19 protein-coding genes and 1 riboswitch are annotated in these 23824 nt (G+C 68.6%); of the genes, 2 read left to right on the forward strand and 17 right to left on the reverse strand.

The window, feature by feature from the left end; genetic code table 11:
• Positions 1-4: 4 nt before the first annotated feature.
• The 7 genes from AC4OR5_RS23295 to AC4OR5_RS23325 all read right to left on the reverse strand — a co-directional run bounded on the left by AC4OR5_RS23295 (position 5) and on the right by AC4OR5_RS23325 (position 6231).
• A complete protein-coding gene (locus AC4OR5_RS23295; protein ID WP_003116165.1) occupies positions 5-529 on the reverse strand; it encodes a retropepsin-like aspartic protease family protein in 525 nt (174 codons plus the stop codon).
• Entirely contained in the window at positions 526-1539 is a 1014-nt protein-coding gene (locus AC4OR5_RS23300; protein WP_003095689.1) for an esterase-like activity of phytase family protein, read from the reverse strand. The genes AC4OR5_RS23295 and AC4OR5_RS23300 overlap by 4 nt, the downstream gene beginning before the upstream one ends.
• Positions 1539-3428 (reverse strand): DNA topoisomerase IV subunit B, encoded by a 1890-nt coding sequence (gene parE, locus AC4OR5_RS23305; RefSeq protein ID WP_058159942.1) that lies wholly within the window; start codon positions 3426-3428, stop codon positions 1539-1541. Before parE ends, AC4OR5_RS23300 begins: the two co-directional genes overlap by 1 nt.
• 11 nt (positions 3429-3439) lie before the next feature.
• The gene (locus tag AC4OR5_RS23310; protein ID WP_003110317.1) at positions 3440-4060 is read right to left on the reverse strand and encodes a YqiA/YcfP family alpha/beta fold hydrolase; all 621 of its coding nucleotides are present in this window, start codon (positions 4058-4060) and stop codon (positions 3440-3442) included.
• Between the two features lie 132 nt (positions 4061-4192).
• The gene (gene cpdA / locus AC4OR5_RS23315; RefSeq protein ID WP_003110316.1) at positions 4193-5011 is read right to left on the reverse strand and encodes a 3',5'-cyclic-AMP phosphodiesterase; all 819 of its coding nucleotides are present in this window, start codon (positions 5009-5011) and stop codon (positions 4193-4195) included.
• A 153-nt stretch (positions 5012-5164) separates the two neighbouring features.
• On the reverse strand, positions 5165-5623 hold the full coding sequence (locus AC4OR5_RS23320) for a DUF1249 domain-containing protein (protein WP_003095693.1): 459 nt from the start codon (positions 5621-5623) through the stop codon (positions 5165-5167).
• Positions 5614-6231, reverse strand: a complete 618-nt coding sequence (locus AC4OR5_RS23325; RefSeq protein WP_003095694.1) for an NUDIX domain-containing protein — start codon at positions 6229-6231, stop codon at positions 5614-5616. Before AC4OR5_RS23325 ends, AC4OR5_RS23320 begins: the two co-directional genes overlap by 10 nt.
• Positions 6232-6473: 242 nt before the next feature.
• On the opposite strand from AC4OR5_RS23325, the gene AC4OR5_RS23330 reads away from it, so the two are divergent.
• A complete protein-coding gene (locus AC4OR5_RS23330; RefSeq protein WP_003141734.1) occupies positions 6474-7220 on the forward strand; it encodes an RsiV family protein in 747 nt (248 codons plus the stop codon).
• Positions 7221-7278: 58 nt separating this feature from the next.
• Here the strand turns inward: AC4OR5_RS23330 and thiC are convergent, their stop codons facing one another.
• Positions 7279-9162: a phosphomethylpyrimidine synthase ThiC gene (gene thiC, locus AC4OR5_RS23335; RefSeq protein ID WP_058159943.1), complete on the reverse strand. Its 1884-nt coding sequence runs from the start codon at positions 9160-9162 to the stop codon at positions 7279-7281.
• An 89-nt stretch (positions 9163-9251) separates the two neighbouring features.
• A riboswitch (TPP riboswitch) is annotated at positions 9252-9388 on the reverse strand.
• A gap of 229 nt (positions 9389-9617) precedes the next feature.
• On the opposite strand from thiC, the gene opmH reads away from it, so the two are divergent.
• On the forward strand, positions 9618-11066 hold the full coding sequence (opmH, locus tag AC4OR5_RS23340) for an efflux transporter outer membrane subunit OpmH (RefSeq protein WP_003095699.1): 1449 nt from the start codon (positions 9618-9620) through the stop codon (positions 11064-11066).
• A 65-nt stretch (positions 11067-11131) separates the two neighbouring features.
• Here opmH and AC4OR5_RS23345 read toward each other — a convergent pair whose 3' ends face one another.
• The 9 genes from AC4OR5_RS23345 to AC4OR5_RS23385 form a co-directional block, all read right to left on the reverse strand.
• Entirely contained in the window at positions 11132-11836 is a 705-nt protein-coding gene (locus AC4OR5_RS23345; RefSeq protein WP_003102071.1) for an NAD(P)H-dependent oxidoreductase, read from the reverse strand.
• Between the two features lie 50 nt (positions 11837-11886).
• Positions 11887-13068 (reverse strand): arginine--pyruvate transaminase AruH, encoded by a 1182-nt coding sequence (gene aruH, locus AC4OR5_RS23350; protein ID WP_003135629.1) that lies wholly within the window; start codon positions 13066-13068, stop codon positions 11887-11889.
• Between the two features lie 22 nt (positions 13069-13090).
• The gene (locus AC4OR5_RS23355; RefSeq protein ID WP_079992388.1) at positions 13091-14770 is read right to left on the reverse strand and encodes a 5-guanidino-2-oxopentanoate decarboxylase; all 1680 of its coding nucleotides are present in this window, start codon (positions 14768-14770) and stop codon (positions 13091-13093) included.
• A gap of 42 nt (positions 14771-14812) precedes the next feature.
• Positions 14813-16903: an acetate--CoA ligase family protein gene (locus AC4OR5_RS23360; protein ID WP_003116160.1), complete on the reverse strand. Its 2091-nt coding sequence runs from the start codon at positions 16901-16903 to the stop codon at positions 14813-14815.
• Positions 16904-16969: 66 nt separating this feature from the next.
• The gene (locus tag AC4OR5_RS23365) at positions 16970-18130 is read right to left on the reverse strand and encodes an acyl-CoA dehydrogenase family protein (RefSeq protein WP_003095708.1); all 1161 of its coding nucleotides are present in this window, start codon (positions 18128-18130) and stop codon (positions 16970-16972) included.
• A gap of 20 nt (positions 18131-18150) precedes the next feature.
• Positions 18151-18942, reverse strand: a complete 792-nt coding sequence (locus AC4OR5_RS23370; protein WP_058159945.1) for an enoyl-CoA hydratase/isomerase family protein — start codon at positions 18940-18942, stop codon at positions 18151-18153.
• A 258-nt stretch (positions 18943-19200) separates the two neighbouring features.
• On the reverse strand, positions 19201-20613 hold the full coding sequence (locus tag AC4OR5_RS23375) for an amino acid permease (RefSeq protein WP_003095711.1): 1413 nt from the start codon (positions 20611-20613) through the stop codon (positions 19201-19203).
• 183 nt (positions 20614-20796) lie between these two features.
• On the reverse strand, positions 20797-23049 hold the full coding sequence (locus AC4OR5_RS23380) for a hybrid sensor histidine kinase/response regulator (protein ID WP_058159946.1): 2253 nt from the start codon (positions 23047-23049) through the stop codon (positions 20797-20799).
• Positions 23046-23822: a substrate-binding periplasmic protein gene (locus AC4OR5_RS23385; RefSeq protein ID WP_003095716.1), complete on the reverse strand. Its 777-nt coding sequence runs from the start codon at positions 23820-23822 to the stop codon at positions 23046-23048. Before AC4OR5_RS23385 ends, AC4OR5_RS23380 begins: the two co-directional genes overlap by 4 nt.
• Positions 23823-23824: the final 2 nt, after the last annotated feature.

Raw genomic sequence — 23824 nt, forward strand, 5'->3', positions numbered from 1 at the left:
TACCTCACGGAGAAGTGTTTTGGCGCAGCACCAGGGTGCCGTCGCGCTGGGTGAATTCGAGTTGTTTCAGGGCGCTCATGCCGAGTAGCACCTCATCGCCGTCCATGCCCGGCGCAATCAGCGCCGCGACCCCGGACAGGCGGATATCGCCGAGTTGCAGCTGGTCCAGCCGCGTGCGCCAGCCCGTGGCGCGGCCGTTGGCCGTGCTCAGGGTGATCGGCGCGCCGCGCTCCAGCGCGAGTCTTGCCGCCAGGGCTTCCGGCACCGCCACCTGGGTCGCCCCGGTATCGAGCAGGAAGGTCACGCCCTGGCCGTTGATCTGCCCGTTCAGCAGGTAATGGCCCTGGCGGCTGCTGGCCAGGCGCAACTCGACGTAGCCGTCGCCATGGATCGATTGCGGCGCCTGGTTCGGGTTGCGCTGTCGATCTTCCCAGACGCCGAAATAGCGCGTCGCCAGCGCCAGCCCGGCGACCCAGGCCAGCACCAGCATGATCCGTCCCAGCCGCTGACCGGGCGCCTGTTGCGTCACTTGTCCCCCAACCAGCCGCCGGCGGGCGCGGCGAAGCGCAGGACGAAGGGCCGCACGTCGCCATCGGCGCGCGCATGGTCGCCATTGTCGATGCCCAGCCAGGCGCCCTTGTCGTCCAGCGACAGGGCTTCCGCGACGCCATAAGGCAGCTCGTAGCGACGCTCCGGCGCCAGGACCGCCGAGGCGAACGACCAGCAGCGTTCGACCTTGGCCTGGGCCAGGTCGCGGCGGCAGATCTGATGCGCCAGGCGCTCCAGGGTGAACAGCTTGCCGCGGTAGAAGGCGAGGTCGGAGAAATCCTTCGGCAGCTTGCGCGCGCTGCCCAGTTCCGGCGGCGGCTCGATCTTGCCGCCCTCGGCGAGCAGTACGCAGCTGCCCTCGCAGCGCCAGGCACTGTTGTCGCGGTGGGCCACCAGCAGGCCGCGGCGCTCGCGCTCGGCAGCCAGCCAGAGGCGCTTGCCCTCGGGGTCGACGGCGATCCCTTCGAACAGCGCGTTGAAATTCATCAGCATGCCGCTGGCCCGCGCTTGCGGCAGCAGGCCGGGCGGCAGGCGCAGCCAGTTCGGCGCGCCGCTCACCGGCAGTTGCAGGACCGCCGCGTGCGCCTCGCTGACCAGGTAGCGATTGCCGGCGGCATCGCAGGCGATGCCTTCGAAGTCGAGGTTGCCGCCGCGCACCAGGCCGCTGAGCCAGACCCGCGTGCTCATGCCCCAGGGCAACCCGCTGTCCGGCGGGGTCGGAGCGATGAAACTCTCGGCCTCGGCCTGCCAGGGCTGGTCGGAGCCTTCGGCCGAGGGTTGCAGGCGATACAGGCGGTCGTCGTCGCGGTCGGAAACCGTCCACAGCGCGCCGCCACACCAGGCCAGCCCGGAGAGGTTGCCGCCGCGCATGCCCTCCACCGCATGTTCGGAGATGAAGCTCAAGGCTGCCGGAACCGGTGGCTCTGGCGGCGCCTCGGCCGCCTGGACCAGGCCCCCGAACAGGCCGAGGATGGCCAGCAGGCGGCGCATCAGGCCAGCACCTCGGCCAGGTTGCCCTTGCTTTCCAGCCAGGACTTGCGGTCACCGGCGCGCTTCTTGGCCAGCAGCATGTCCATGATCTCCAGGGTACCGGTGGCGTCCTCCAGGGTGAGCTGGACCAGCCGCCGGGTATTCGGATCCATGGTGGTCTCGCGCAGTTGCAGCGGATTCATTTCGCCAAGGCCCTTGAAGCGGGTGACCTGCGGCTTGCCGCGCTTCTTCTCGGCGGCCAGGCGCTCGAGGATGCCGTCGCGCTCGGCTTCGTCGAGGGCGTAGTAGATTTCCTTGCCGAGGTCGATGCGGTACAGCGGCGGCATCGCCACGTAGACGTGGCCGGCTTCCACCAGCGGGCGGAAATGGCGGACGAACAGCGCGCAGAGCAGCGTGGCGATGTGCAGCCCGTCGGAGTCGGCATCCGCGAGGATACAGATCTTGCCGTAGCGCAGCTGGGCCAGGTCGCTGGCGCCCGGATCGACGCCGATGGCCACCGCGATGTCGTGGACCTCCTGGCTGGCGAGCACCTCGCCGCCGTCCACTTCCCAGGTATTCAGGATCTTTCCGCGCAGCGGCATGATCGCCTGGAATTCCTTGTCCCGCGCCTGCTTCGCCGAGCCGCCGGCGGAGTCGCCCTCGACCAGGAACAGTTCCGCGCGCATCGGCTCCTGCCCGGCGCAGTCGGCCAGTTTGCCGGGCAGCGCCGGCCCCTGGGTGATCTTCTTGCGCTCGACCTTCTTGCCCGCCTTGAGGCGACGCCCGGCGTTGCTGATCGCCAGTTCCGCCAGTTGCAGGCCGATCTCGGCGTGCTCGTTGAGCCACAGGCTGAAGGCGTCCTTCACCACGCCCGAGACGAACGCCGCCGCCTCGCGGGACGACAGGCGCTCCTTGGTCTGCCCGGAGAACTGCGGTTCCTGCATCTTCATCGAGAGGACGAAGGCGATCCGCTCCCAGACGTCCTCGGGCGCCAGCTTGACGCCGCGCGGCAACAGGTTGCGGAACTCGCAGAATTCGCGCATGGCGTCGAGCAGGCCCTGGCGCAGGCCGTTCACATGGGTGCCGCCCTGGGCCGTGGGAATCAGGTTGACGTAGCTTTCCTGCACCGACTCACCGCCCTCGGGCAGCCACAGCAGGGCCCAGCTCACCGCTTCCTTGGAACCTTCGAGGTTGCCGCAGAAGGGTTCGTCCGGCAGGCGCGGCAGCTCGGCGACCGCGTCGGTCAGGTAGGAGCGCAGGCCGTCCTCGAAGTGCCACTCGACGCGCTCGCCAGTGTTCTTGTCCTCGAACACCACGCTCAGGCCCGGGCACAGCACCGCCTTGGCCTTGAGCACATGCTTGAGGCGGCTGACCGAGAACTTCGCCGAATCGAAATACTTCGGATCCGGCCAGAAATGCACGCTGGTACCGGTATTGCGCTTGCCGACCGTGCCGATGACTTCCAGATCGCTGTCCTTGAAGCCGTCGGCGAAGGTCATCCGGTACTCGTTGGCGTCGCGCTTGACGCGTACCTCGACCCGGGTCGAGAGCGCGTTCACCACCGAGATGCCGACCCCGTGCAAGCCGCCGGAGAACTGGTAGTTCTTGTTCGAGAACTTGCCGCCGGCATGCAGCTTGGTAAGGATCAGCTCGACGCCCGGCACGCCCTCTTCCGGGTGGATGTCCACCGGCATGCCGCGGCCGTCGTCGATGACTTCCAGCGAGTTGTCCTGGTGCAGGATCACCTGCACGCTCTTCGCGTGGCCGGCCAGGGCTTCGTCGACGCTGTTGTCGATGACTTCCTGGGCCAGGTGGTTGGGGCGGGTGGTGTCGGTGTACATCCCCGGGCGCTTGCGCACCGGGTCGAGGCCGGAAAGGACTTCGATGGCGTCTGCGTTGTAAGTAGCCATGGGGTCTCTATTCAGTCAAAAGTCGAAAAATCGGTGTCGCGCCACAGCGCCGACGGGTAGCCGGCGAACGCCAGCAGCGCCGGCAGGTGCCGGGCGAAGCCCTGGAAGCCGTGGTCGCCGCCGGCCTGGATGCGTAGCGCGCAGGCTCGGTAGAAGGCCTGCGCGGCGCGATAGTCGAGGGTTTCGTCGGCGGTCTGCAGCCATACCTGGTAGCGTTCGGGACGTTGCAGGCGCGTGACTTCCAGTTCGGCCAGCGCCGCCACGTGGTCCTCGGTGAGTTCCCAGGTCTCGCCGCTGTAGTGGTTGGTCTGCGCGCCCAGGTAGCCGTCGAAGGAGCGATGCGGGGCGACCGCCGGATTGACCAGGATCGCCGCCAGGCCATGGCGCTCCGCCAAATGGGTCGCATAGTAGCCACCCAGGGAGCTGCCGACCAGCACCGGTCGCCCGAGTTCGGCGATGGCCCGCTCCAACTGGGCGATGGCCTGCCGTGGGTGATGGTGCAGGGCCGGGACGCGCAGGCCTTCGGCCAGGCCCAAGTGGCCGAAGGCCGCCTGCAGCTGGCGCGCCTTGTGCGATTCGGGCGAACTGTTGAAGCCGTGGATATACAGCAGGGATGGGCTGGTCGCGGTCATCGGGAACGGGCTAATGGGCTTCAACTCGGTAGGGAAAGCCGAACGGTACCAGCTTCCAGGCTTCATCTTCCAGCCTGCGCGCCGATCGGCAACGACGCACGCGGCCGCGGCATCCCGCGACCGGGGGGCATGTCAGTATCCGGCGGTATCGTAGTCCACTTCGAAGACGACGTCGTCGACCCGCGAGATCCCCGTTTCCAGGCGCCCGTCGTCGTGCAGGCGCAACCAGCGGTAGCCCGGCGCCAGGCGGTCGAGGGTGAAGTCGCTGCTGCCGGGGGCGAACTGCACGCAGGTGGACGGCGAAGCCAGCAGGCGCAGCGGGCCGCGCTGGCGGTCGAACTCCTGGTGAATGTGCCCCCACAGCAGGCAGCGCACCTGCGGATAGGGTGCCAGCAGGTCGAACAGCGCCTGCGGGTTGCGCAGGCCGATGGGGTCCATCCAGTCGCTGCCGATCGGCACCGGGTGGTGATGGAAGGAAACCAGCAGGAAGCGTTCGCCGGCGCTGTCGATGGCGCGCCGCAGCAGGTCGAGCTGGTCGTCCTCGAGATAGCCCGGCACCGCGCCGGGAATGCTCGAGTCGAGCAACACCACGCGCCAGTTGCCGACGTCGACGACCTGTTCCAGCAGGTCGCTGCCCTCGGTCGCCCGCTGCATCGGCTCGCGTTCGTCGTGGTTACCGGCGAACCAGCGCAACGGCGCGGCCAGCGGCGCGCTCAACCTGCGGAAGCGTGTGTAGGAATCCAGGCTGCCGTCCTGGGAGACGTCGCCGGTGGCGAGGATCAGGTCGATCCGCGGTTGCTCCCGGGCGACCCGCTCGACCACCTTTTCCAGGCTATGGGCGGTGTCCATGCCGAGCAGGCGCGCGCCGTCCTCGGCGAACAGGTGGCTGTCCGAAAGCTGCACCAGCAGTACGGAGGCGTCGGTGGCGGGAGTGTTCGAATGGCGTGACAAGGGGCCGTCTCCTGAAGGCGAGGCGTCCGCGGTGAATGGGGTGATTATGGTGACCGACGAAAGTGGCGGCAAACCCGGAAAGCGGAACAGATCACAGTTGCGAGGACTACTTTTGGCTTGATGCCATTCAACTGGCCTTTTGCCTGCAACCGCTCAGCGCTGGGCCACCGGCACCATCTCGTGGCCGCAGGCCAGACAGTGGGCGAGCCACTCGCCGAGGAACAGGTTGAGCTGGTTCTTCTCGTCGGGCTGGTGCATCGCCTGGTTCGGGTAGGGATAGATCGCCATCAGCCGCCGCGCCTGTTCGGCGCCGATCACCTCGGCCATCCGTGCATCGTGGTAGACCCGCACTTCCAGCCGCGGCGCCGGCAACCAGGGCAGGCCCAGTTCCTGGCGCACCTGCAGGGTGGTGGTGTACGGGCAGGCCTCGGTCACTTCCAGCGCCAGGACGCCGAGCAGCCGCTCCCCTTCGCTCAGCGCGACCCGGCGCGAGGCCTGTGCCTCGCGCATGTCCGGGAGCAGGCGCATGAGCCGCGCGTAGTTCGCTTCGCAGGTCGCCTGCAGGCTGGCCAGGTCGACCCGGTAGCGCTCGCGCAGCAGGTTCAGGCCCATAGCCCACGCACCTCGGCCCGGTTCAGGGCCAGCCACTGCAGGGCGATGATGCTCGCCGCGTTGTTGATCCGCCCGTCGCGCACGGCCTGCAGCGCATCTTCCAACGGCCAGACGTGGACGCGGATGTCCTCGCCCTCCTCCGGCAAGCCATGCACGCCGCCGACGCCTTCGCTGTCGCAACGGCCGACGAACAGGTGCACCACCTCGTCGGTGCCGCCCGGCGACGGCAGGTACTGGGTTATCGGCCAGAGCGCACCGAGGGTCAGCCCGGCCTCCTCCATCGCCTCGCGATGGGCCACTTCCTCCGGTTGCTCGTCCTTGTCGATCAGGCCGGCGACCAGCTCCAGCAGCCAGGGGTTGGCGAGCTTCTGCATCGCCCCGACGCGGAATTGCTCGATGAGCACCACGCAATCGCGCTGCGGGTCGTAGGGCAGCACGCAGACCGCGTCATGGCGGACGAACAGTTCCCGACTGATTTCCCGGCCCATGCTGCCGTCGAACTGGCGATGCCGCAGGCGCAGGCGATCGAGACGATAGAAGCCGCGGAAGCATTCCTCGCGCTGCACGAGCTCGACGTCACCGGGGGCGGGTTTGAAGGTTTCGGACATCCTCGACTCACTTCACTCGGGTATGTGGGTTTCGCGCCATCCTATCGCGGCCCGGCGCAGGGCGCAGCCACTTTCAGGACGGCTCGGGAAAACTTCGTGGCGCTCGCCGCGCGGGCGTGTTTCCCGGCCACGGCTAAGCCATACTTGGGGTTTGCGCGGGCCGAACTCAAGCGCGGCGCCAGGGTCGAAACGGACTGGTCGACGCTTCGAGCCCGCCCATCCACCGTCGCAAAAGGAATCCCATGCGCCTTCTGAAATTCGCCGCCCTCGGCAGCCTGGTCGTTCTGCTGAGCGCCTGCCAGAGCTTCTTCAAGCCCGGCCTCGACGACCCGCTGCCCACCGAGCGCCTCGCCAGCGAGCACCTGAAGCCCGGCTGCCAGGGCGAACAGTGCCCCTTGGTAAACATCGACACCCTGAAGTTCCCCGACGAACCGCAGCTGGACCCGATCGTCGAGCGCGCCCTGCTGGAAATGACCCGGGAAAACAACGAAACGCCCCTGCCGGCATCGCTGGCGGCCTACGAACGGCAGTTCCTGGACAGCGCCGAACCGGGCTGGAGCAGCTACCTGCAAGCCAAGGTGCGCGAACAACATGACGGTCTGGTGATCATCGAGCTTTCCAGCTACCTGTTCACCGGCGGCGCCCACGGCATGCCCGGTCGCGGCTTCATCAACTACGACCGCAGGCAGCACAAGGTGCTGAGCCTGCAGGACATGCTGGTTCCCGGCCAGGAAGAAGCCTTCTGGAAACAGGCCGAGCTGGCGCACAAGGCCTGGCTGCTGGCCAACAAGCTCGACCAGGACGCCGATTTCCAGAAGACCTGGCCGTTCCAGCGCACCCCGCACGTGGCATTGACCTTCGGCGCGGTAACGCTGAAGTACGACGCCTACTCCATCGCGCCGTATTCCTATGCCCACCCCGAACTGAAGATCCCGTATCCGCGCCTGAACGGCATCGTCAAGCCGAACCTGTTCCCCGGCCGCGGCTGACGCTTCCGACGCCCCGAAGCCCCTCGCCGCGGCGAGGGGCCCGGTGGCGCGGCGCGGCCTACACCTGCCTGTAGATCACCGATCCTTCGTCCTTGAAGCGCGCCGCCTGCTCCTGGAAGCCGGCCTCGATGGCCTTGCTCTCGTCGGACAGGCCGTTCTCCTTGGCGTAGTCGCGGACTTCCTGGGTGATCTTCATCGAGCAGAACTTCGGTCCGCACATGGAGCAGAAGTGCGCGACCTTGGCCGAGTCCTTCGGCAGGGTCTCGTCATGGAACGCCCGCGCGGTGTCCGGGTCCAGGCCAAGGTTGAACTGGTCCTCCCAACGGAACTCGAAGCGCGCCTTGGACAGCGCGTTGTCGCGGATCTGCGCGCCCGGGTGGCCCTTGGCGAGGTCGGCGGCATGGGCGGCGATCTTGTAGGTGATGATCCCGGTCTTCACGTCATCCTTGTTCGGCAGACCCAGGTGCTCCTTGGGCGTGACGTAGCAGAGCATGGCGCAGCCGAACCAGCCGATCATCGCCGCGCCGATGCCGGAGGTGATGTGGTCGTAGCCGGGGGCGATGTCGGTGGTCAGCGGGCCGAGGGTATAGAACGGCGCCTCGTCGCAGCACTCCAGCTGCTTGTCCATGTTTTCCTTGATCAATTGCATCGGCACGTGGCCGGGGCCTTCGATCATCACCTGCACGTCGTGCTTCCAGGCGATCTTGGTCAGCTCGCCGAGGGTTTCCAGCTCGCCGAACTGGGCGGCGTCGTTGGCGTCGGCCACCGAGCCCGGACGCAGGCCATCGCCCAGCGAGAAGCTGACGTCGTAGGCCTTCATGATTTCGCAGATATCTTCGAAATGCGTGTAGAGGAAGTTCTCCTGGTGGTGCGCCAGGCACCACTTGGCCATGATCGAGCCGCCGCGGGAAACGATGCCGGTGACCCGCTTGGCGGTCAGCGGCACATAGCGCAGCAGCACGCCGGCGTGGATGGTGAAGTAGTCGACGCCCTGCTCGGCCTGTTCGATCAGGGTGTCGCGGAAGATTTCCCAGGTCAGGTCCTCGGCGACGCCGTTGACCTTCTCCAGCGCCTGGTAGATCGGTACGGTGCCGATCGGCACCGGGCTGTTGCGCAGGATCCACTCGCGGGTTTCATGGATGTGCTTGCCGGTGGACAGGTCCATCACCGTGTCGGCGCCCCAGCGGATGCCCCAGGTGAGCTTCTCCACTTCTTCCTCGATCGACGAGCCCAGCGCGCTGTTGCCGATGTTGCCGTTGATCTTCACCAGGAAATTGCGGCCGATGATCATCGGCTCAAGCTCGGTGTGGTTGATGTTCGCTGGAATGATCGCGCGGCCGCGGGCGACTTCCTCGCGGACGAACTCGGGGGTGATTTCCTTCGGGATACTGGCGCCGAAGCTGTGCCCCGGGTGCTGCTGGTCGAGCAGGCCGGCGGCCCGGGCTTCCTGCAGCTTCATGTTCTCGCGGATGGCGATGTATTCCATCTCCGGGGTGATGATGCCTTTCTTCGCGTAGTGCATCTGCGAGACGTTGGCGCCCGGCTTGGCCCGGCGCGGCGTGCGCACGTGGGCGAAGCGCAGGGCGTCGAGGCTGGCGTCGGCCAGGCGGGCCTGGCCGAACTCGGAGGTCAGGCCGGGGAGGATCTCGGTGTCGCCGCGCTCGTCGATCCAGCGCGAACGCACGTCAGGCAAGCCCTTGCGCAGGTCGATGCGGACCTCGGGGTCGGTATACGGGCCGGAGGTGTCGTAGACGAACACCGGCGGGTTCTTTTCGCCGCCGAAGGCGGTGGGGGTGTCGGCGAGGGAGATTTCCCGCACCGGGACGCGGATGTCCGGGCGCGAGCCGGTCAGGTAGACCTTGCGCGAGTTCGGGAAAGGCTGCGTCGACTGGCGGTCGAGCTGCTCAAGGCGGGTGATGTTGTTCTTCTGCGTTGCGCTCATCGATGGCTCTCCTGGGTGATTGTCGGGAGAACCTGGCACGCGGGGCCACCGGGACTGGTGGCGAGAAGGACGCGCCGGCAAGGCAGGCATGGCGCGGACATCTTGTTCCCTACGCGGGTTGCTGCGGTCCGCGCGAGGCGGAACCGGACGCTAGCCCGATCAGGTTCAACGGGATCCGGAACTATCCGATCTCAGCCCCTCGTATAGGGCACCCCGACAAGAACCCTGGCAGTCTAATCAACACCGGCGGGATTCGCCAACGGGAAAACGCCCCGCCCGACCGGCAGTCATGGTCCAGTCCGGCGCCCTCTCGCCAGGGAAGACGCAGATCCCCGCACGTTCGCCGGCACATCGATCCGGACTGGCTCTTCGATCAGTTGCCGCGCAGGTGCCTTGACCGCTACCGGTAGCGACCTTAGCCTTGCCCCACCTCGCATCTTTTCCAGGACGAACGAATGCTGCGCAGACTCTCCCTGGCGGCCGCCGTGGCCGCTGCTACCGGTGTCGCCTGGGCCGCCCAGCCGACCCCGCTGCCGACCAAGACCGACCTGATCAGCGTCTACAAGGAAGCCGTCGACAACAACGCCGACCTCGCCGCCGCCCAGGCCGACTACCTGGCGCGCAAGGAAGTGGTGCCCCAGGCCCGCGCCGGCCTGCTGCCGCAACTCGGCGCCGGCGCCCGCGTCGGAGACACCCGGATCGCATTCGACGAGCGTCCGGCGACCGTCAAGCGCAACAGCCAGGTCGTCCAGGCCACCCTCAGCCAGCCGTTGTTCCGCGCCGACCGCTGGTTCCAGTGGCAGGCCGCCAAGGAAACCAGCGACCAGGCCCGGCTGGAATTCTCCGCGACCCAGCAGGACCTGATCCTGCGCAGCGCCGAGACCTACTTCACGGTGCTCCGCGCCCAGGACAACCTGGCCACCAGCAAGGCCGAGGAAGCCGCCTTCAAGCGCCAGTTGGACCAGGCCAACGAGCGCTTCGACGTGGGCCTTTCCGACAAGACCGACGTGCTCGAGGCCCAGGCCAGCTACGACACCGCCCGCGCCAACCGGCTGATCGCCGAACAGCGCGTGGACGATGCCTTCCAGGCCCTGGTGACCCTGACCAACCGCGATTACAGCGCCATCGAGGGCATGCGCCACACCCTGCCGGTGGTGCCGCCGGCGCCGAACGACGCCAAGGCCTGGGTCGATACCGCGGTGCAGCAGAACCTGCGCCTGCTGGCCAGCAACTACGCGGTCAACGCCGCCGAGGAAACCCTCCGCCAGCGCAAGGCCGGGCACCTGCCGACCCTCGATGCCGTGGCCCAGTACCAGAAGGGCGACAACGACGCCCTCGGCTTCGCCAACAGCGCCGCCAATCCGCTGGTGCACTATGGCAAGTATGTCGACGAGCGCAGCATTGGCCTGGAACTGAACATCCCGATCTACAGCGGCGGCCTGACCTCCTCCCAGGTCCGCGAGTCCTACCAGCGCCTCAACCAGAGCGAGCAGTCCCGCGAAGGCCAGCGCCGCCAGGTGGTGCAGGACACCCGCAACCTGCACCGCGCGGTGAATACCGACGTCGAGCAGGTCCAGGCGCGGCGCCAGGCGATCATCTCCAACCAGAGTTCGCTGGAAGCCACCGAGATCGGCTACCAGGTCGGCACCCGCAACATCGTCGACGTGCTCAACGCCCAGCGCCAGCTGTACGCCGCCGTGCGCGACTACAACAACAGCCGCTACGACTACATCCTCGATACCCTGCGCCTGAAGCAGGCGGCCGGCACCCTCAGCCCGGCCGACCTGGAGGCGCTCAGCGCCTACCTGAAGCAGGATTACGATCCGGACAAGGACTTCCTCCCGCCGGACCTGGCCAAGGCCGCCGCCGAGCAGTTACAGAGCAAGCCGCGCCAGCAGTACTAGCACGAGCCAAGACGCCCCCGGTCGGGGGCGTCTTCGCTTGACTGGCCTGGCGCGCGTCGCCCGGGTCAGCGCGCCAGCGGCTGGAGCAGCGCGTCGAACTGCTCCAGCCGCGGGAACCGCAGGGGTACATCCTGCTCGAGATTTTCCAGCCGCGCCCGGTAGGCGCGCAGGAAGTTGCCGCGCGCTTCCTCGCTGATGTATGGCACGTGCCAGGCGACGAAGGGCTCCAGCACCTGCATGCCGACATAGGCCAGGGTGCCGCGCAGGATCGGCCGCAGCATGTCCTCCAGCGGTCCGTGGATGGCACCCTCGCCGAACATGTGCTGGCGCCCGCCCAGGGTCAGGCTGACCAGCGCCTTCTTGCCGGCCAGGCCACCCTGGTCGTAGAAGCGCTTGCCGCCATAGCAGACCCCGGACACCAGTACCCGGTCGAACCACCCCTTGAGGATCGCCGGCACCGAGAACCAGTAGATCGGAAAGTTGAGGATCAGCAGGTCGGCCCACAGCAGCTTGTCCAGCTCGGCCTGGATGTCGGCGGCCAGGCTCTGGCGCTTGACGCTCTCGCGCTGCTCCAGGGCGTAGACCAGGTAGTCGGGATCGGCGCGCTCGGCGAAGTCGGCGGCACTGGCCACCGGATTCCAGTTCATCGCGTAGAGATCCGAGACCTGCACCGCGTGGCCCTGGCCTGCCAGGGTCTCGCATGCCTGGTCGCAGAGCGCGCGGGTGAAGGATTGCGGTTCGTTGTGGGCGTGGACGATCAGTACGTTCATCGTGGTTTCCGAATCGTGGTGACCGGCCGCATCGCTCGCGGCCGAGGGTTTCAGGCCTGGCCGAGCAACTCGGCGGCGCACAGCGCGATGCGCCGACAGGCTTCGCGCAGCGGTTCGGCGCCCAACACCAGGCCGAGGCGGATGTGACCGGCGGCGCTCGGACCGAAGGCTTCGCCGGCGAGCACCGATACGCCATGGCGGTCCAGCAGGCGGTCGGCGAAGGCCTGGGCGGAAAGTCCGGTGGGGCGGATGTCGACCATCACGAACATGCCGCCGTCCGGGCGTAGTGGACGCAGGCCGGGGCTGTCGGCCAGGCACTCGATTACCAGGTCGCGGCGGCGGCGGTAGGCCTCGCGCATCGCCTCCAACTCCGGCAGCGGCGCTTCCAGCGCAGTGCAGGCGGCATCCTGGATGAATTCCGGCGAGCCATAGAGCATGCACAGGGCGAGGTTCTCCAGGTGCGCGCAGAGCGCCGCGGGACCGACCACCCAGCCGACCCGCCAGCCGGTCATGGCGTGGGATTTCGACAGGCTGTTGAGGGTCGCGGTACGTTCGGCCATCCCCGGCAGGCTGGCCGGGCTGACGTGCTCGCCGTCGAACAGCAGTTCGCTGTAGACCTCGTCGGAGATCATCCACAGGTCATGGGCCGTGCACAGCTCGGCCAGGGCTTCCCAGGTGGCCCGCGGCAGGCTGGCGCCGGACGGGTTGTGCGGGCTGTTCAGCGCCATCGCGCGAGTGCGCGGGGTGATCAGTGCGGCGACCTCCTCGGCCTGCACGCGGAAGCCATTCTCGGAGCGCACCGGCACCGGCACCACCCGCGCGCCACAGGCGCCGAACACCGCTTCGTAGGTGACGTACATCGGCTCGGCGACTATCACCTCGTCGCCCGGATTCAGCAGGCACTGCACCACCGCGTACAGCGCGCACTGGGCGCCGGCCAGCACCACCACCTGCTCCGCGTCCACCGCCTGGCCGCTGCGCTGCCGGTGGCGTTCGGCGATGCGCTGGCGCAGGGCGCGCTTGCCGCGCACGTCGGCGTAGTGGGTGTTGCCGGCCAGCAGGCTGTCGATGGCCGACTGGACGATGGGCGCCGGGGTATCGAAGTCGGGGTCGCCGACCGACAGCAGGAGGATTTCCTCGCCCTGCTCGACCCGTGCCAGCGCGCGATAGTGGATGTCCCAGGCAGCGGCGCCGTCGCCGGCGATACGTTGGGTGAAGTCGGAATAGCGCATGGATGCTCTCCTTGTCCGGCGGTCAGCGCGCGCAGGCGTGCCGCAGTTCGATCAGGGTCACGCCGGGCTGCCCGAAGCCGGCGCGCAGGTCGCGCTCCAGTTCGTCCAGGTCCTGCGGCTGGCGCACCGCGCAACCGTAGGCGCGGCCCAGCAGGGCGAAGTCGGGGTTGCGCGGCAGCACGCCGACCGGCTCGATGTCCAGGCCGAGCATGTCGTCGCGGATCTGGCCGAGCGCGTCGTTGTTCCACAGTAGCACCACCAGCGGACTGTCCAGTTCCTCGCTGGCGGTGGCCAGTTCCTGCGCGGTGTAGAGGAAGCCGCCATCGCCAACCAGCACCAGGCCCGGGCGCTGCGGGGCGCCGAGCTTGGCGCCGATGCCGGCCGGCAGGCCGTAGCCGAGGGTGCCGTAGCCGGTGGGATGCAGCCAGCTGCGCGGCGCTCGGCTGGGGTACGCGTAGTTGCCGGTATAGGCCAGCTGGGTCATGTCGGTGCTGACGAACGCATCGGCCGGCAGCGCAGCGGCGATCCGGTCGAGGATCGCCTGGTGCAGCGCCTGCAACGGCGCGTGTGCCGCGCGGATCTCCGCGCGCAGGCGCGCCACCCTCGCGGCGGCCGGCGCGGCGTCGCGGGCCTCCTGCGGCAGGCGCGCCAGCAGCGCCTCCAGAGTTTGCCGGGCATCGCCCCTGAGCGCCACGGCAGAGGGATAGAAGTCGTTGAACTTGCGCGAGTCGACATCGACGCGGATCAGTTCGCCGGACAGCGGCAGGCGTTCGCGCCAGAAGTCGGTGTCGGCCATCTCGGTGCCCACCGCCAGCACCAGGTCGGCCTCGGCGATCATCTCCCAGCCCGGCGCTACGCACAGGCTGGCCCCGGCGTTGAGCGGCGCGTCCGGCGGCAGCAGACCCTTGCCGGCGACGCTGGTGAACAGCGGCGCGGCCAGGCGCTCGCTCAGCGCGGCAAGCGCCTCGCCGGCCGCCAGCGCGCCGCCGCCGGCGATGAGCATTGGTCGCCGGGCCGTAGCCAGGCGCTCCGCCGCCGCCCGCAATGCCTCGCTGCACGGCACACCACGACCAGGGCGGCGCGCCACGGCAGCGCTCCAGTCATGGGCCACCGGCGCGGCGAGCACGTCGAGCGGGATCGAGATATGCACCGGGCGCGGACGCTCGCTGTCGAACACCGCGTAGGCCCGGGCGATCAGTTCGGGCAGCTGTTCCGGGCTCAAGGCCAAGGCGGAGAAGGCAGTGATCGGCGCGGTCATGGCACGCTGGTCCTGGGTCTCGTGCAGGCAGCCCCAGCCCTTGCCCAGGCTGGCGCTGTGGTTGACGCTGGAAATCACCAGCAGCGGTACCGAGTCGGCGTAGGCCTGGCCGATGGCGGTGGCGACGTTGGTCACGCCCGGCCCGGTGATGACGAAGCACACTCCCGGCTTGCCGCTGACCCGCGCATAACCGTCGGCCATGAAGCCGGCGCCCTGCTCGTGGCGGGTCAGCACGTGGCGGATGCCGCTGCCCGGAAGTCCGCGGTATAGCTCGAGGGTGTGCACGCCGGGGATACCGAAAACGGTATCCACGCCGTAGTTGGCCAGCAAGCGGACCAGGGCCTGGCCGGCGGTGAGGGTCTTCTGTGGTTGCATGGGCAATATCCTCGTCCAGTTCGGCGACCATCGGAGTCGCCGCTCGCGCCGCAGCGCTCTTGCTCCCATTCCCACAAGCGGGAGGGGGAGCCGTCGTGTCCGCCCGGGCCTTCAGCCATTGGCCAGCCGGATCAACGCATCCACCGCCAGCGCTCCCTCGGCATCCGCCAGCAATGGGTTGACGTCCAGCTCCAGCAAGCGCTCGGCATGTTCGCAGGCGAATTCGGCGACCGCGCGGATCGCCGCCACCAGGGCCTCCATGGATACCGCCGGGCGACCGCGGAAGCCGCTGAGCAACGGCGCGCTGCGCAGGCTCAGCAGGGCATCGCGGATCGCCGCGTCGGTGGTCGGCAGGAGCAGGCTGCGACTGTCGCGCAGCAGCTCCACGAGTATCCCGCCGGCACCGATCACCAATGCCAGGCCGAAGCCCTCCTCGCGCTTGACCCCGACGATCAGCTCGGCCAGCGGCGCGCCTGCCATGCGCTCCAGCAACACACGCTCGAAGACCAGTTGCGGCGCGTGCCGGGCCAGGCTTTCGCGCATGTCGAACAATGCCGCCTCCAGCGCCGCCTCGTTGCGCAGGCCGAGCGCCACGCCGCCGGCCTCGGTCTTGTGCGGCAGCGCGGCGCTGACCGCCTTGAGCACCAGCGGGAAGCCGAGGTCGAGGGCCGCTTCGCGGGCCTGCCCGGGGGTGCTCAGCACCCCCGGGGGCAGTGGCAGGCCGAAGGATTTCAGCGCCTGCTTGGATTGCCACTCGTCGAGCAGGTAGCCGTCGCCCGCCAGCGGCCCTGGGCAGATCGGCACCAACGCCGCCTCGCCGCGCTCCAGCAGCGCCGCGCGGCGCTGGCGGTAGCGGGCGATCCGTCCCCAGGCGGCGAGACCATCCTCGACGCCTTGCAGCGCGGCGACGCCCTCGCCGTGCAACAGCTCGCGGGCCCGGGCCGGCAGCAGTTCCGGGAACGCCGAGGCGATGAAGCCGACTTTGCCGTGGCGCTTCAGCGCGGCGCAGTAGCGTTGCAGAAGCAGGTCGCACTGCGGCCGCTCGCCGGTTTCCTCGCCCGGATAGTCGAGCACCAGCAGGGCGGCGTCGGCAGGGCTGCGCAAAGCGCTGTCGAGCATTTCCTCCAGGGCCGCGGCATCGCCCCAGATGGCGGTGGTGAAGTCCAGCGGGTTGGCGATGTTGGCGTAGTCGGGCAGTACCCCGGCCAGTTCGTCGCGCTGTCCGGCGTCGAAAGACGGCAACCCCAGGCCGTTGCGCTCGGCGTAGTCAGCGATCAACCCGGCGTCGCCGCCGGAACAGGCCAGCGCGACCAGGCTCGGCCCGCCAGGCAGGTGGCCGCAGGCGGCGGCCTTGAGGGTTTCGACGAAGCTCACCGGGCCGCTCACACGGATTACCCCGAGGCGCTCGAACAGGCTGTCGTAGAGCGCGTCGGAACCGGCCAGGGAACTGGTGTGGCTGAGCGCGAGGGCCGCGCCGATCTTCGACACTCCGGTCTTCAGGGCGATCACCGGCACGCCTTTCTGCAACGCCTTGTAGGCCGCGCGGGCGAACCCCGGGACGTTCTTCAGACCTTCCAGATGCAGGCCGATGGCAGTCACCCGCGGCTCGTCGAGCAGCACGTCCATCAGCTCGGCGATGCCCAGCTGCGCCTGGTTGCCCACCGATGCCATATAGGCCACCGGCAGCGAACGGTCGCTCATCGACAGGTTGTAGGCGAAGTTGCCGCTCTGCGTCAGCACCGCGACGCCCCGCTCCACCTGCCGACCGCCATGTGCCACCGGCCATAGCGCGGCGCTGTGCAGGTAGTCGAGCAAGCCGTAGCAGTTCGGGCCAAGCAGCGCCATTTCGCCGGCGGCGGCCAGCAGCCGGCGTTGCACGGCCAGGCCCTGTTCGCCGGTTTCGGCGAAGCCGGAGGCATAGCAGATCGCCCCGCCGGCGCCTTTGGCGGCGAGCGCGGCGACCGCGTCGAGGGTCAGTTCGCGGTTGGTGGCGACGAACGCCGCGTCCGGGCCGCACGGCAGGTCGGCGACGCTGGCCACGCAGGGTACGCCTTCGAGTTCGGCGTGCTGCGGATTGACCAGCCACAACTGGCCGGCGAAACCGCCTTCGGCACAGCGTTTCAGGGCACGCGCCATGCCACGGCCGCCAATGAAGGCGAGATGCCTGGGTGCCAGCAGGCGCTTGAGGTTTTCACGATTCATGTCGGTTCTCGATTCGGAACATGGCAGCCTTCCCCTCTCCCCTGGAGGGAGAGGGGAGCCAGGACTTCAACGCAGCAACGGCCGCAGCAGTTCGCGGGAAACGATGTGCCGCTGGATTTCCGAAGTGCCCTCCCAGATCCGTTCGATCCGTGCGTTGCGCCAGATGCGCTCGACCGGTCCTTCATCCATCAGGCCCATGCCGCCGAAGATCTGCACCGCTTCGTCGGCGACCTTGCCGAGGGTCTCGCTGGCGAACAGCTTGGCCATGCCGGCCTCGCCGTCGGTCATGGTGCCCTGGTCCATCTTCCAGGCGGTGTGCAGGGTCATCAGCTCGGCGGCGCGGATCTGCGTGGCCATGTCGGCGAGCTTGAAGGAAACGCCCTGGTAGCTGCCGATCGGCTGGCCGAACTGCTTGCGATCGGCCGCCCAGCGCAGTGATAGGTCGAGGGCGCGCTGGGCCTGGCCGACGCAGTTGGCGGCGACCATCACCCGTCCGGCGGTGAGCCAGGCGTTGGCCACTTCCCAGCCCTTGCCGACCTCGCCGAGTACCTTGGAGGCCGGCACCCGGCAATCGTCGAAGAAGATCTCGTAAGTGTGGTAGCCACGGTTGCTCACGCATTTCGGCCCGCGGCGCACGGTCATCCCGGGCGTGCCCTTGTCCACCAGGAAGGCGGTCACCGCGTTGCGCTTGCGGCCGTTGTGCTCGTAGCTGTCGGTGACGGCGAAGACGATGGCGAAGTCGGCGTGCCCGGCGTGGCTGATGAAGTGCTTGCTACCGTTGATCACGAAGGCGTCGCCGTCGCGCACCGCGCGGGTCTTGATCGAATTGGCGTCGGAGCCGGCGCCCGGCTCGGTGAGGGCGAAGCAATCAGTCTTTTCGCCCTGCACGCAGGGCAACAGGTAGTCGCCGAGCTGTTCTCCGGTGCAGGCCATGAGGATCTTCGAGGGCCGCGCGACGAATACGTGGAGGGCCCAGGAGACCTTCGACAGCTCGCGTTCGACCAGCGCCTGGGACAGGTAGTCGAGGCCGCCGCCGCCCACTTCCTCGGGCATGTTGAAGGCATAGAAACCGGCGGCGAGGGCCTTGCCGCGAATCTGTGCGGCCAGCTCCGGCGACACCGCGTCGGCGCGGTCGACATCGTCCTCGTGGGGCAGCAGTTCCTTCTCGACGAAGCTGCGCACCGCCTCGACCAGCATGTCCTGTTCCTGGGTCAGCCTGAAATCCATGGGAATCACCTGCTCGGCGCCTAGCGCCCGCTGAATTGAGGGAAACGTTTCTCGGCCACGGCGCGCAGCGCCTCGGCGGCATCCTCGCTGCGCCCGCAGAGCAGCCCGGCGGCCTGCTCGGCCCGCAACTGCTCGGCCAGCGAGCGCCCGGCGCCGTCGCGCAGCAGGCGCTTGGTCTGGGCGAAGGCAAAGGTCGGACCGCTGGCGAGACGCGCAGCGAAGGCGCCGACCGCCTCAACCAGGCGCTCGTCGGCGACCACCTCGCCGACCAGTCCGGCGCCCAGGGCTCGCTCCGCGCTCCAGGCTTCGTCGAGGAACAGCAGGCGCTTGGCCGCCTCGCTGCCGAGCAGCCGTGGCAGATGCCAACTGGCGCCGGCGTCCGGGCAGTAGGCCATGCCGGTGTAGCCGGCCTTGAAGCGCGCCGAGGCGGCGGCGATGCGGAAATCGCAGCACAGCGCCAGGTCCATGCCAGCGCCCACGGCGCTGCCGTTGACGGCGGCGACTGTGGGTTTGTCGAGGGCGTGCAGGCGCCCCATCAGGGCGTGGGCGGCCTCGGTCCAGCCATAGCGTTCCAGCTCGCCACGGGCTTCAGCCGCCGCCCATTCGGCGAGATCGGCCCCGGCGCAGAAGCTGCGTCCGCTGCCGCCGAGGACCACAGCACGCACTGCCGGGTCGCGCTCGCAGGCATCGAGTCGGACGTGCAGGGCCTCCAGGGTGGGGATATCCAGTGCATTGCGCTGTTGCGGACGGTTCAGGACGAGCCAGGCGATCCCGGCTTCGACCCGCGTCTGCAATGGGGAAAGGTCAGTCATGCGGCCCTCGTTCTTATTGTTGGTTGATGGCGATCGCGGCTTTCCGGCAATACTAAACATTCGTTCAACAAGACCACAATCCACCCATTCGGGTGTATGTAACGGCCCTGCGGCAGGCGCAAAGCCACACGCCATGCGATCCGCCGAAAAGCGGCGGAGGCCCGCGCGAGCCGGCTGTTACAACTTCGAACAAACCAACCAGGCGAAAACGAAAACGCCCGCCGGATGCGGCGGGCGTCGGGTCCTGCGAATGGCCGTTCAGCCGGCCCGTCCCAGGGCGGGGTCGCCCAGTCCCTGCGGCTGCCGGCGACGAACCACGTAATAGGCCAGGTAGCAGGCGGCGATGAAGCCGAAGCCCCAGTACAAGGACGGCCGCTGGGTGGGATCGAGGGCGAGGAAGACGAACAGCGAGCAGCACACGGCGATGCAGGCCAGCGGCACCAGCGGGAACAGCGGCGCGGCATATTTCAGCTCGGCGACCGTGCCGCCGCTGGCCATGTGCTCGCGGCGGAAGCGGTATTGGGCGTAGGCGATGACGATCCAGGTGACGGTGCCGGACATCCCGCTCACCGCCATCAGCACCATGAACAGGGTGTCAGCGGCGACCACGCTGGTCAGCAACGAGAGCAGGGCGAAGCACAGGGTGATCAGCAACGCGTAGAGCGGCACGCCGCGCGCGCTGAGCTTCGACAGGCCGCGCGGGGCCATGCCGGTCCTGGACATCGCCCAGAGGATCCGCGTCGAGGCGTACAGGCCCGAGTTGCCTACCGAGAGGATGGCGGTGAGGATGACGAAGTTCATCAGGTCCGCCGCGTAGGGAATCCCGACCATGTCGAACACCTGCACGAACGGGCTTTCCATCAGCCCGGCCTGTTGCCAGGGAATGATGGCGGAAAGCACGACGATGGCCAGCACGTAGAAGATCAGTACGCGGAACACCACGTTGCGCACCGCCCGCGGGATGCTCTTCTCCGGTCGCTCGGTCTCGCCGGCGGCGACGCCCATGATCTCGCAACCCTGGAAGGCATAGACCACCGTCATCATCACCGCGAACACCGCCGACAGGCCGTTGGGGAACAGCCGCTCGCCGACCAGGTTGGAGAACATCGGCGCCGGCGCACCGCTCTTCAGTTCGATACCGCCAAAGATCACCAGTCCCCCGACCACGATGAACACCAGGATCGCCGCCACCTTGATCCCGGCGAACCAGTACTCGGCCTCGCCGAAGGCGCGGGTCGCCAGGGCATTGAGGGAGAACAGCACGACCACGAAGAAACCCGACCATAGCCACACGGGCACCTCCGGGAACCAGCGGGTCATGAGCATCCCGGCCGCGGTGAATTCCAGGCCTACCGTGGAGGCCCAGCTCATCCAGTAGACCCAGCCGATCATGAAGCCGGTCGCCGGGCCGATGAAACGCGTCGCGTGGGCCTGGAACGAACCGGAGACCGGCATCTGCACCGACAGCTCGCCGAGGCAGACCATCACCAGGTACATCAGCACCCCGGCCACCAGGTAGGCCAGCACCGCGCCGGCCGGGCCGCCCTGGTTGATGGTCACGCCGGAGCCCATGAACAGCCCGGTGCCGATCACCCCGCCGAGGGACAGCATGAAGATGTGGCGGCTCGCCAGGGCCCGGGTGAGTTGCAGCCTTTCCTTGCCGTCAGCCATGGCGCACCTCCGGATGAGAGTACGCGCAGGGGTCTTCGAGATGGCTCATTATTCTTGTCTCCACTCTGTCAGAGGCCGTGTCTTGCGCACGGATGAGCGGATTATTGGCGGCGGATGTAAGACGCCGTTGAACGCGCGGATCGAAGATGTAAAAAGCTGTAAGGAAGTTGTTCGCCGCGCCGCTCAACCGGCCGCTGCGTCGGCTTCGCCAAGGAAGCCGGCGCGGCGCAGGGCTTCGGCGCCGTCGCGGCGCAGGCTACCCAGGCGTGCGCCCCAGGCCCGCGGGTCGACCCCGGCCGCGCCCAGGGCCTCGCGCTCCAGCTCGCCCAGGCCGGCGCCGAGCGCCACCAGGCCCATGGACTGGCAGCTTCCGGACAGGCGATGGGCGATGTTCGCCGCCTCGGCCAGGTCCGCCTGGTCCAGGGCTTCGGCCAGCAGCGGCAACTGCTCGTCCAGGCTTCCCAGCAGGTTGTCCAGCAGTCCGGCGAGCTTGTGCCGCCCCAGCAGGCGGCGGTGGGTCTCGAGCATCTGCCGGTCCAGCGCGGCGTCCGCCGCAAGCGCAGGCACGCTGGTGCCGACCTCGCCCAGCGCGCGGCGCAGCTCGTCCATCCGCAGGGGCTTGCCGAGCACGCCCTGCATGCCCGCGGCGAAGTACCGACGCACCATGTCCGGCTGGATGCTGGCGGTGAAGGCGAAGATCGGCGTGGCGCGGTTCAGGCCGTCGAGCTGCCGGCGAATCCCGGCGCAAAGCTCGAGGCCAGCCATCCCCGGCAGGTGCATGTCCAGCAAGATCAGGTCGAAGCGCCGCTGCCGGCACAGCGCCAGGGCCGGCCCCGCGTCCTCGGCCAGCATCACCCGGTGGCCGTCCCGCTCGATCAGGCCCTGGGCCACCTCGCGGTTGAGCGCCACGTCCTCCACCAGCAGCACCTCCAGCGCAGACACCGATGCCGCCGGCGGCGTCGCGCCGGACAAGCTCGCCAGCGCCAGCTCGATCTCGAACCAGAACGTACTGCCCTGGCCGACCCGGCTTTCCACGCCGATCCGCCCGCCCAGCGCTTCCACCAGCCGCTTGCTGATCGCCAGGCCCAGGCCGGTTCCGCCGTAACGGCGGGTCACGGCGTCGCCGCCCTGGGTGAAGCGTTCGAAGATGCGTTCGCGCATTTCCTCGGGAATGCCGATTCCATCGTCCGCGACGCTCAGCCGCAGGCGCTCGCTTCCTGCGCTGCGCGCCAGCCGCTCGACGCGAACGCGCACCTCGCCGGCCTCGGTGAACTTCACCGCGTTGCCCAGCAGGTTGGTCAACACCTGGCGCAGGAACTGCTCGGCGCCGCGATGGCCGTCGTGAACCTGCGGGTCCAGCCACAGGTCCAGCCGCGTGGCGTTCTCCCGCGCCCGTGGTTCGAGCAGGGTGAGGACGTCCTCGAGCAGGCTCCGCAAGGAAAAGTCCACCGCTTCCGGCAAATCCGGCGCTTCCTCCAGCCGGGCGAAGTGGAGGACCTCGTTGAGGATCGCCAGCAGTCCCTCCCCCGCTGTCGCCAGTGCCCGCAGGCGCTGGCGGTCGCGCTCGCCGAGCGATGCCTCGCGCAGCAGCTCGGCCATGCCCAGGATGCCGTTCAGCGGGGTACGGATCTCATGGCTCATGGTCGCGAGGAAACGGCTCTTGGCGCGGTCGGCGGCTTCCGCCTGGTCCTTCGCCCGGCGCAGGCTGGCGGTGCGCCGCTCGACCTGCCGACGCAACTCGTCGCGGTCGGCGTCGCGCCGGCGGCGATCGGTGCGCAAGGCCTGGCGCATGTCCTCCAGGGCGGTGGCGACGGCGTCGATCTCGTCGCGTTCGCGGTCCGCCTTGTCCAGTCGCAGCGGCTGTTGCAGGTCGCCTTCGGCGATATGCCCGGCGAACTCGGACATGCGCCACAGATGGCGAGTGACCAGGCTGTGGAACAGCCAACTGAGGGCCACCGCCAGGCCGCAAAGGAAACTGCCCATCCACAAGAGGCTGGCCAGGCCGCCGGAAACCAGCCGGCGATAGACCGCCGCCAGGTCGATGGCGATCTCCAGCTCGCCCAGATGCCGACGCTCGCCCCCCGGCGGCTGGTAGCTCAAGGGAAAGCGCTCGACCCGCAGCATGCCGCGTGGACGCTGGTCGCCCTGCAACAGGTTGAAGTCGGCGCTTTGCAGGCTGACGCGGGCGATGTCGGGGAAATCCCCGAGGCCGCGCAACTGCACGTTCAACTGCTCCTGGTTGAGATCCCACAGGCTGCGCTCGAAGCTGGCCAGGTAGCCGCTGCGGATCAGTTCCAGGCGCGCCTCGATCTCGCGCATTTCGCGGCGGTATTCGAAGAACAGCTGCACGGCGCCGGCGAGGACGGTGAAACACAGGCTGAACAGCAGCACCCGCCACAGCAGGCGCCGCGCCAACACTCCACCGCGGCCGCTCACCAGGCGTCCGCGCGGTTGCCGGCGAGGCGCCGATAGTCGCGCACGCTGTCGTCCAGCCAACGCTGGATGCTGCCGTCGTCGCGATAGCCACGCAGGGCCCGGTCGATCTCGTCCATCTTCGCCGCCAGCGGCGAGTGCCGCGAGACCGCCACCCGCAGGTAGTCCACCGTCAGCGGTTCGGGCAGCGCACGGATGTTCTCGCCGCCGGCCAGGCGCTCGGCGAACAGCGTGCCGGTGCGGCGTTCGTGGGCGATGTAGTCGATGCGCTGGCGCACCAGCTTGCCGAAGTTCTGTCGGCTGTCGGAAACCCATTCGACGTTGCCGTGGCGGCCGACGAAGCGGTCGAAGTCCGCCCCGTAGCTTTCGCCGAACAACAATCCGCCGCGATAGCCGGCGAGGTCGCCGAGGGATCGGATGCGCACCGGCCGCTGGCGGTTGTAGAAGATCGCCACGTCCTCGCGCAGCACCGGCTCGGCGGAAAACGCCAGGTCGCGATCGCGCGCGGGCGTGCGGTAGGCCAGTACCAGGTCGACCCGTCCGGCGGCGGCGTCCAGCAGGCAGCGCCGCCAGTTGCCCAGCACCACCACCTCGACCCGGTAGCCCAGCGCGCCGAACAGCCGCTTCACCAGCTCCGGCGCCAGCCCCCGGACCTGCTGGCCGTCGCTCCAGGAGATCGGCGGGTATACCGGATAGTCGCAATAGCGGATGGTCTCCGCAGCCTGTGCCAGGCCGCCCAGCAGCCATCCGCAGAGCGCCAGCCAGCGGGCCTGCATGG

It is taken from the genome of Pseudomonas sp. YA1 (assembly GCF_058680555.1).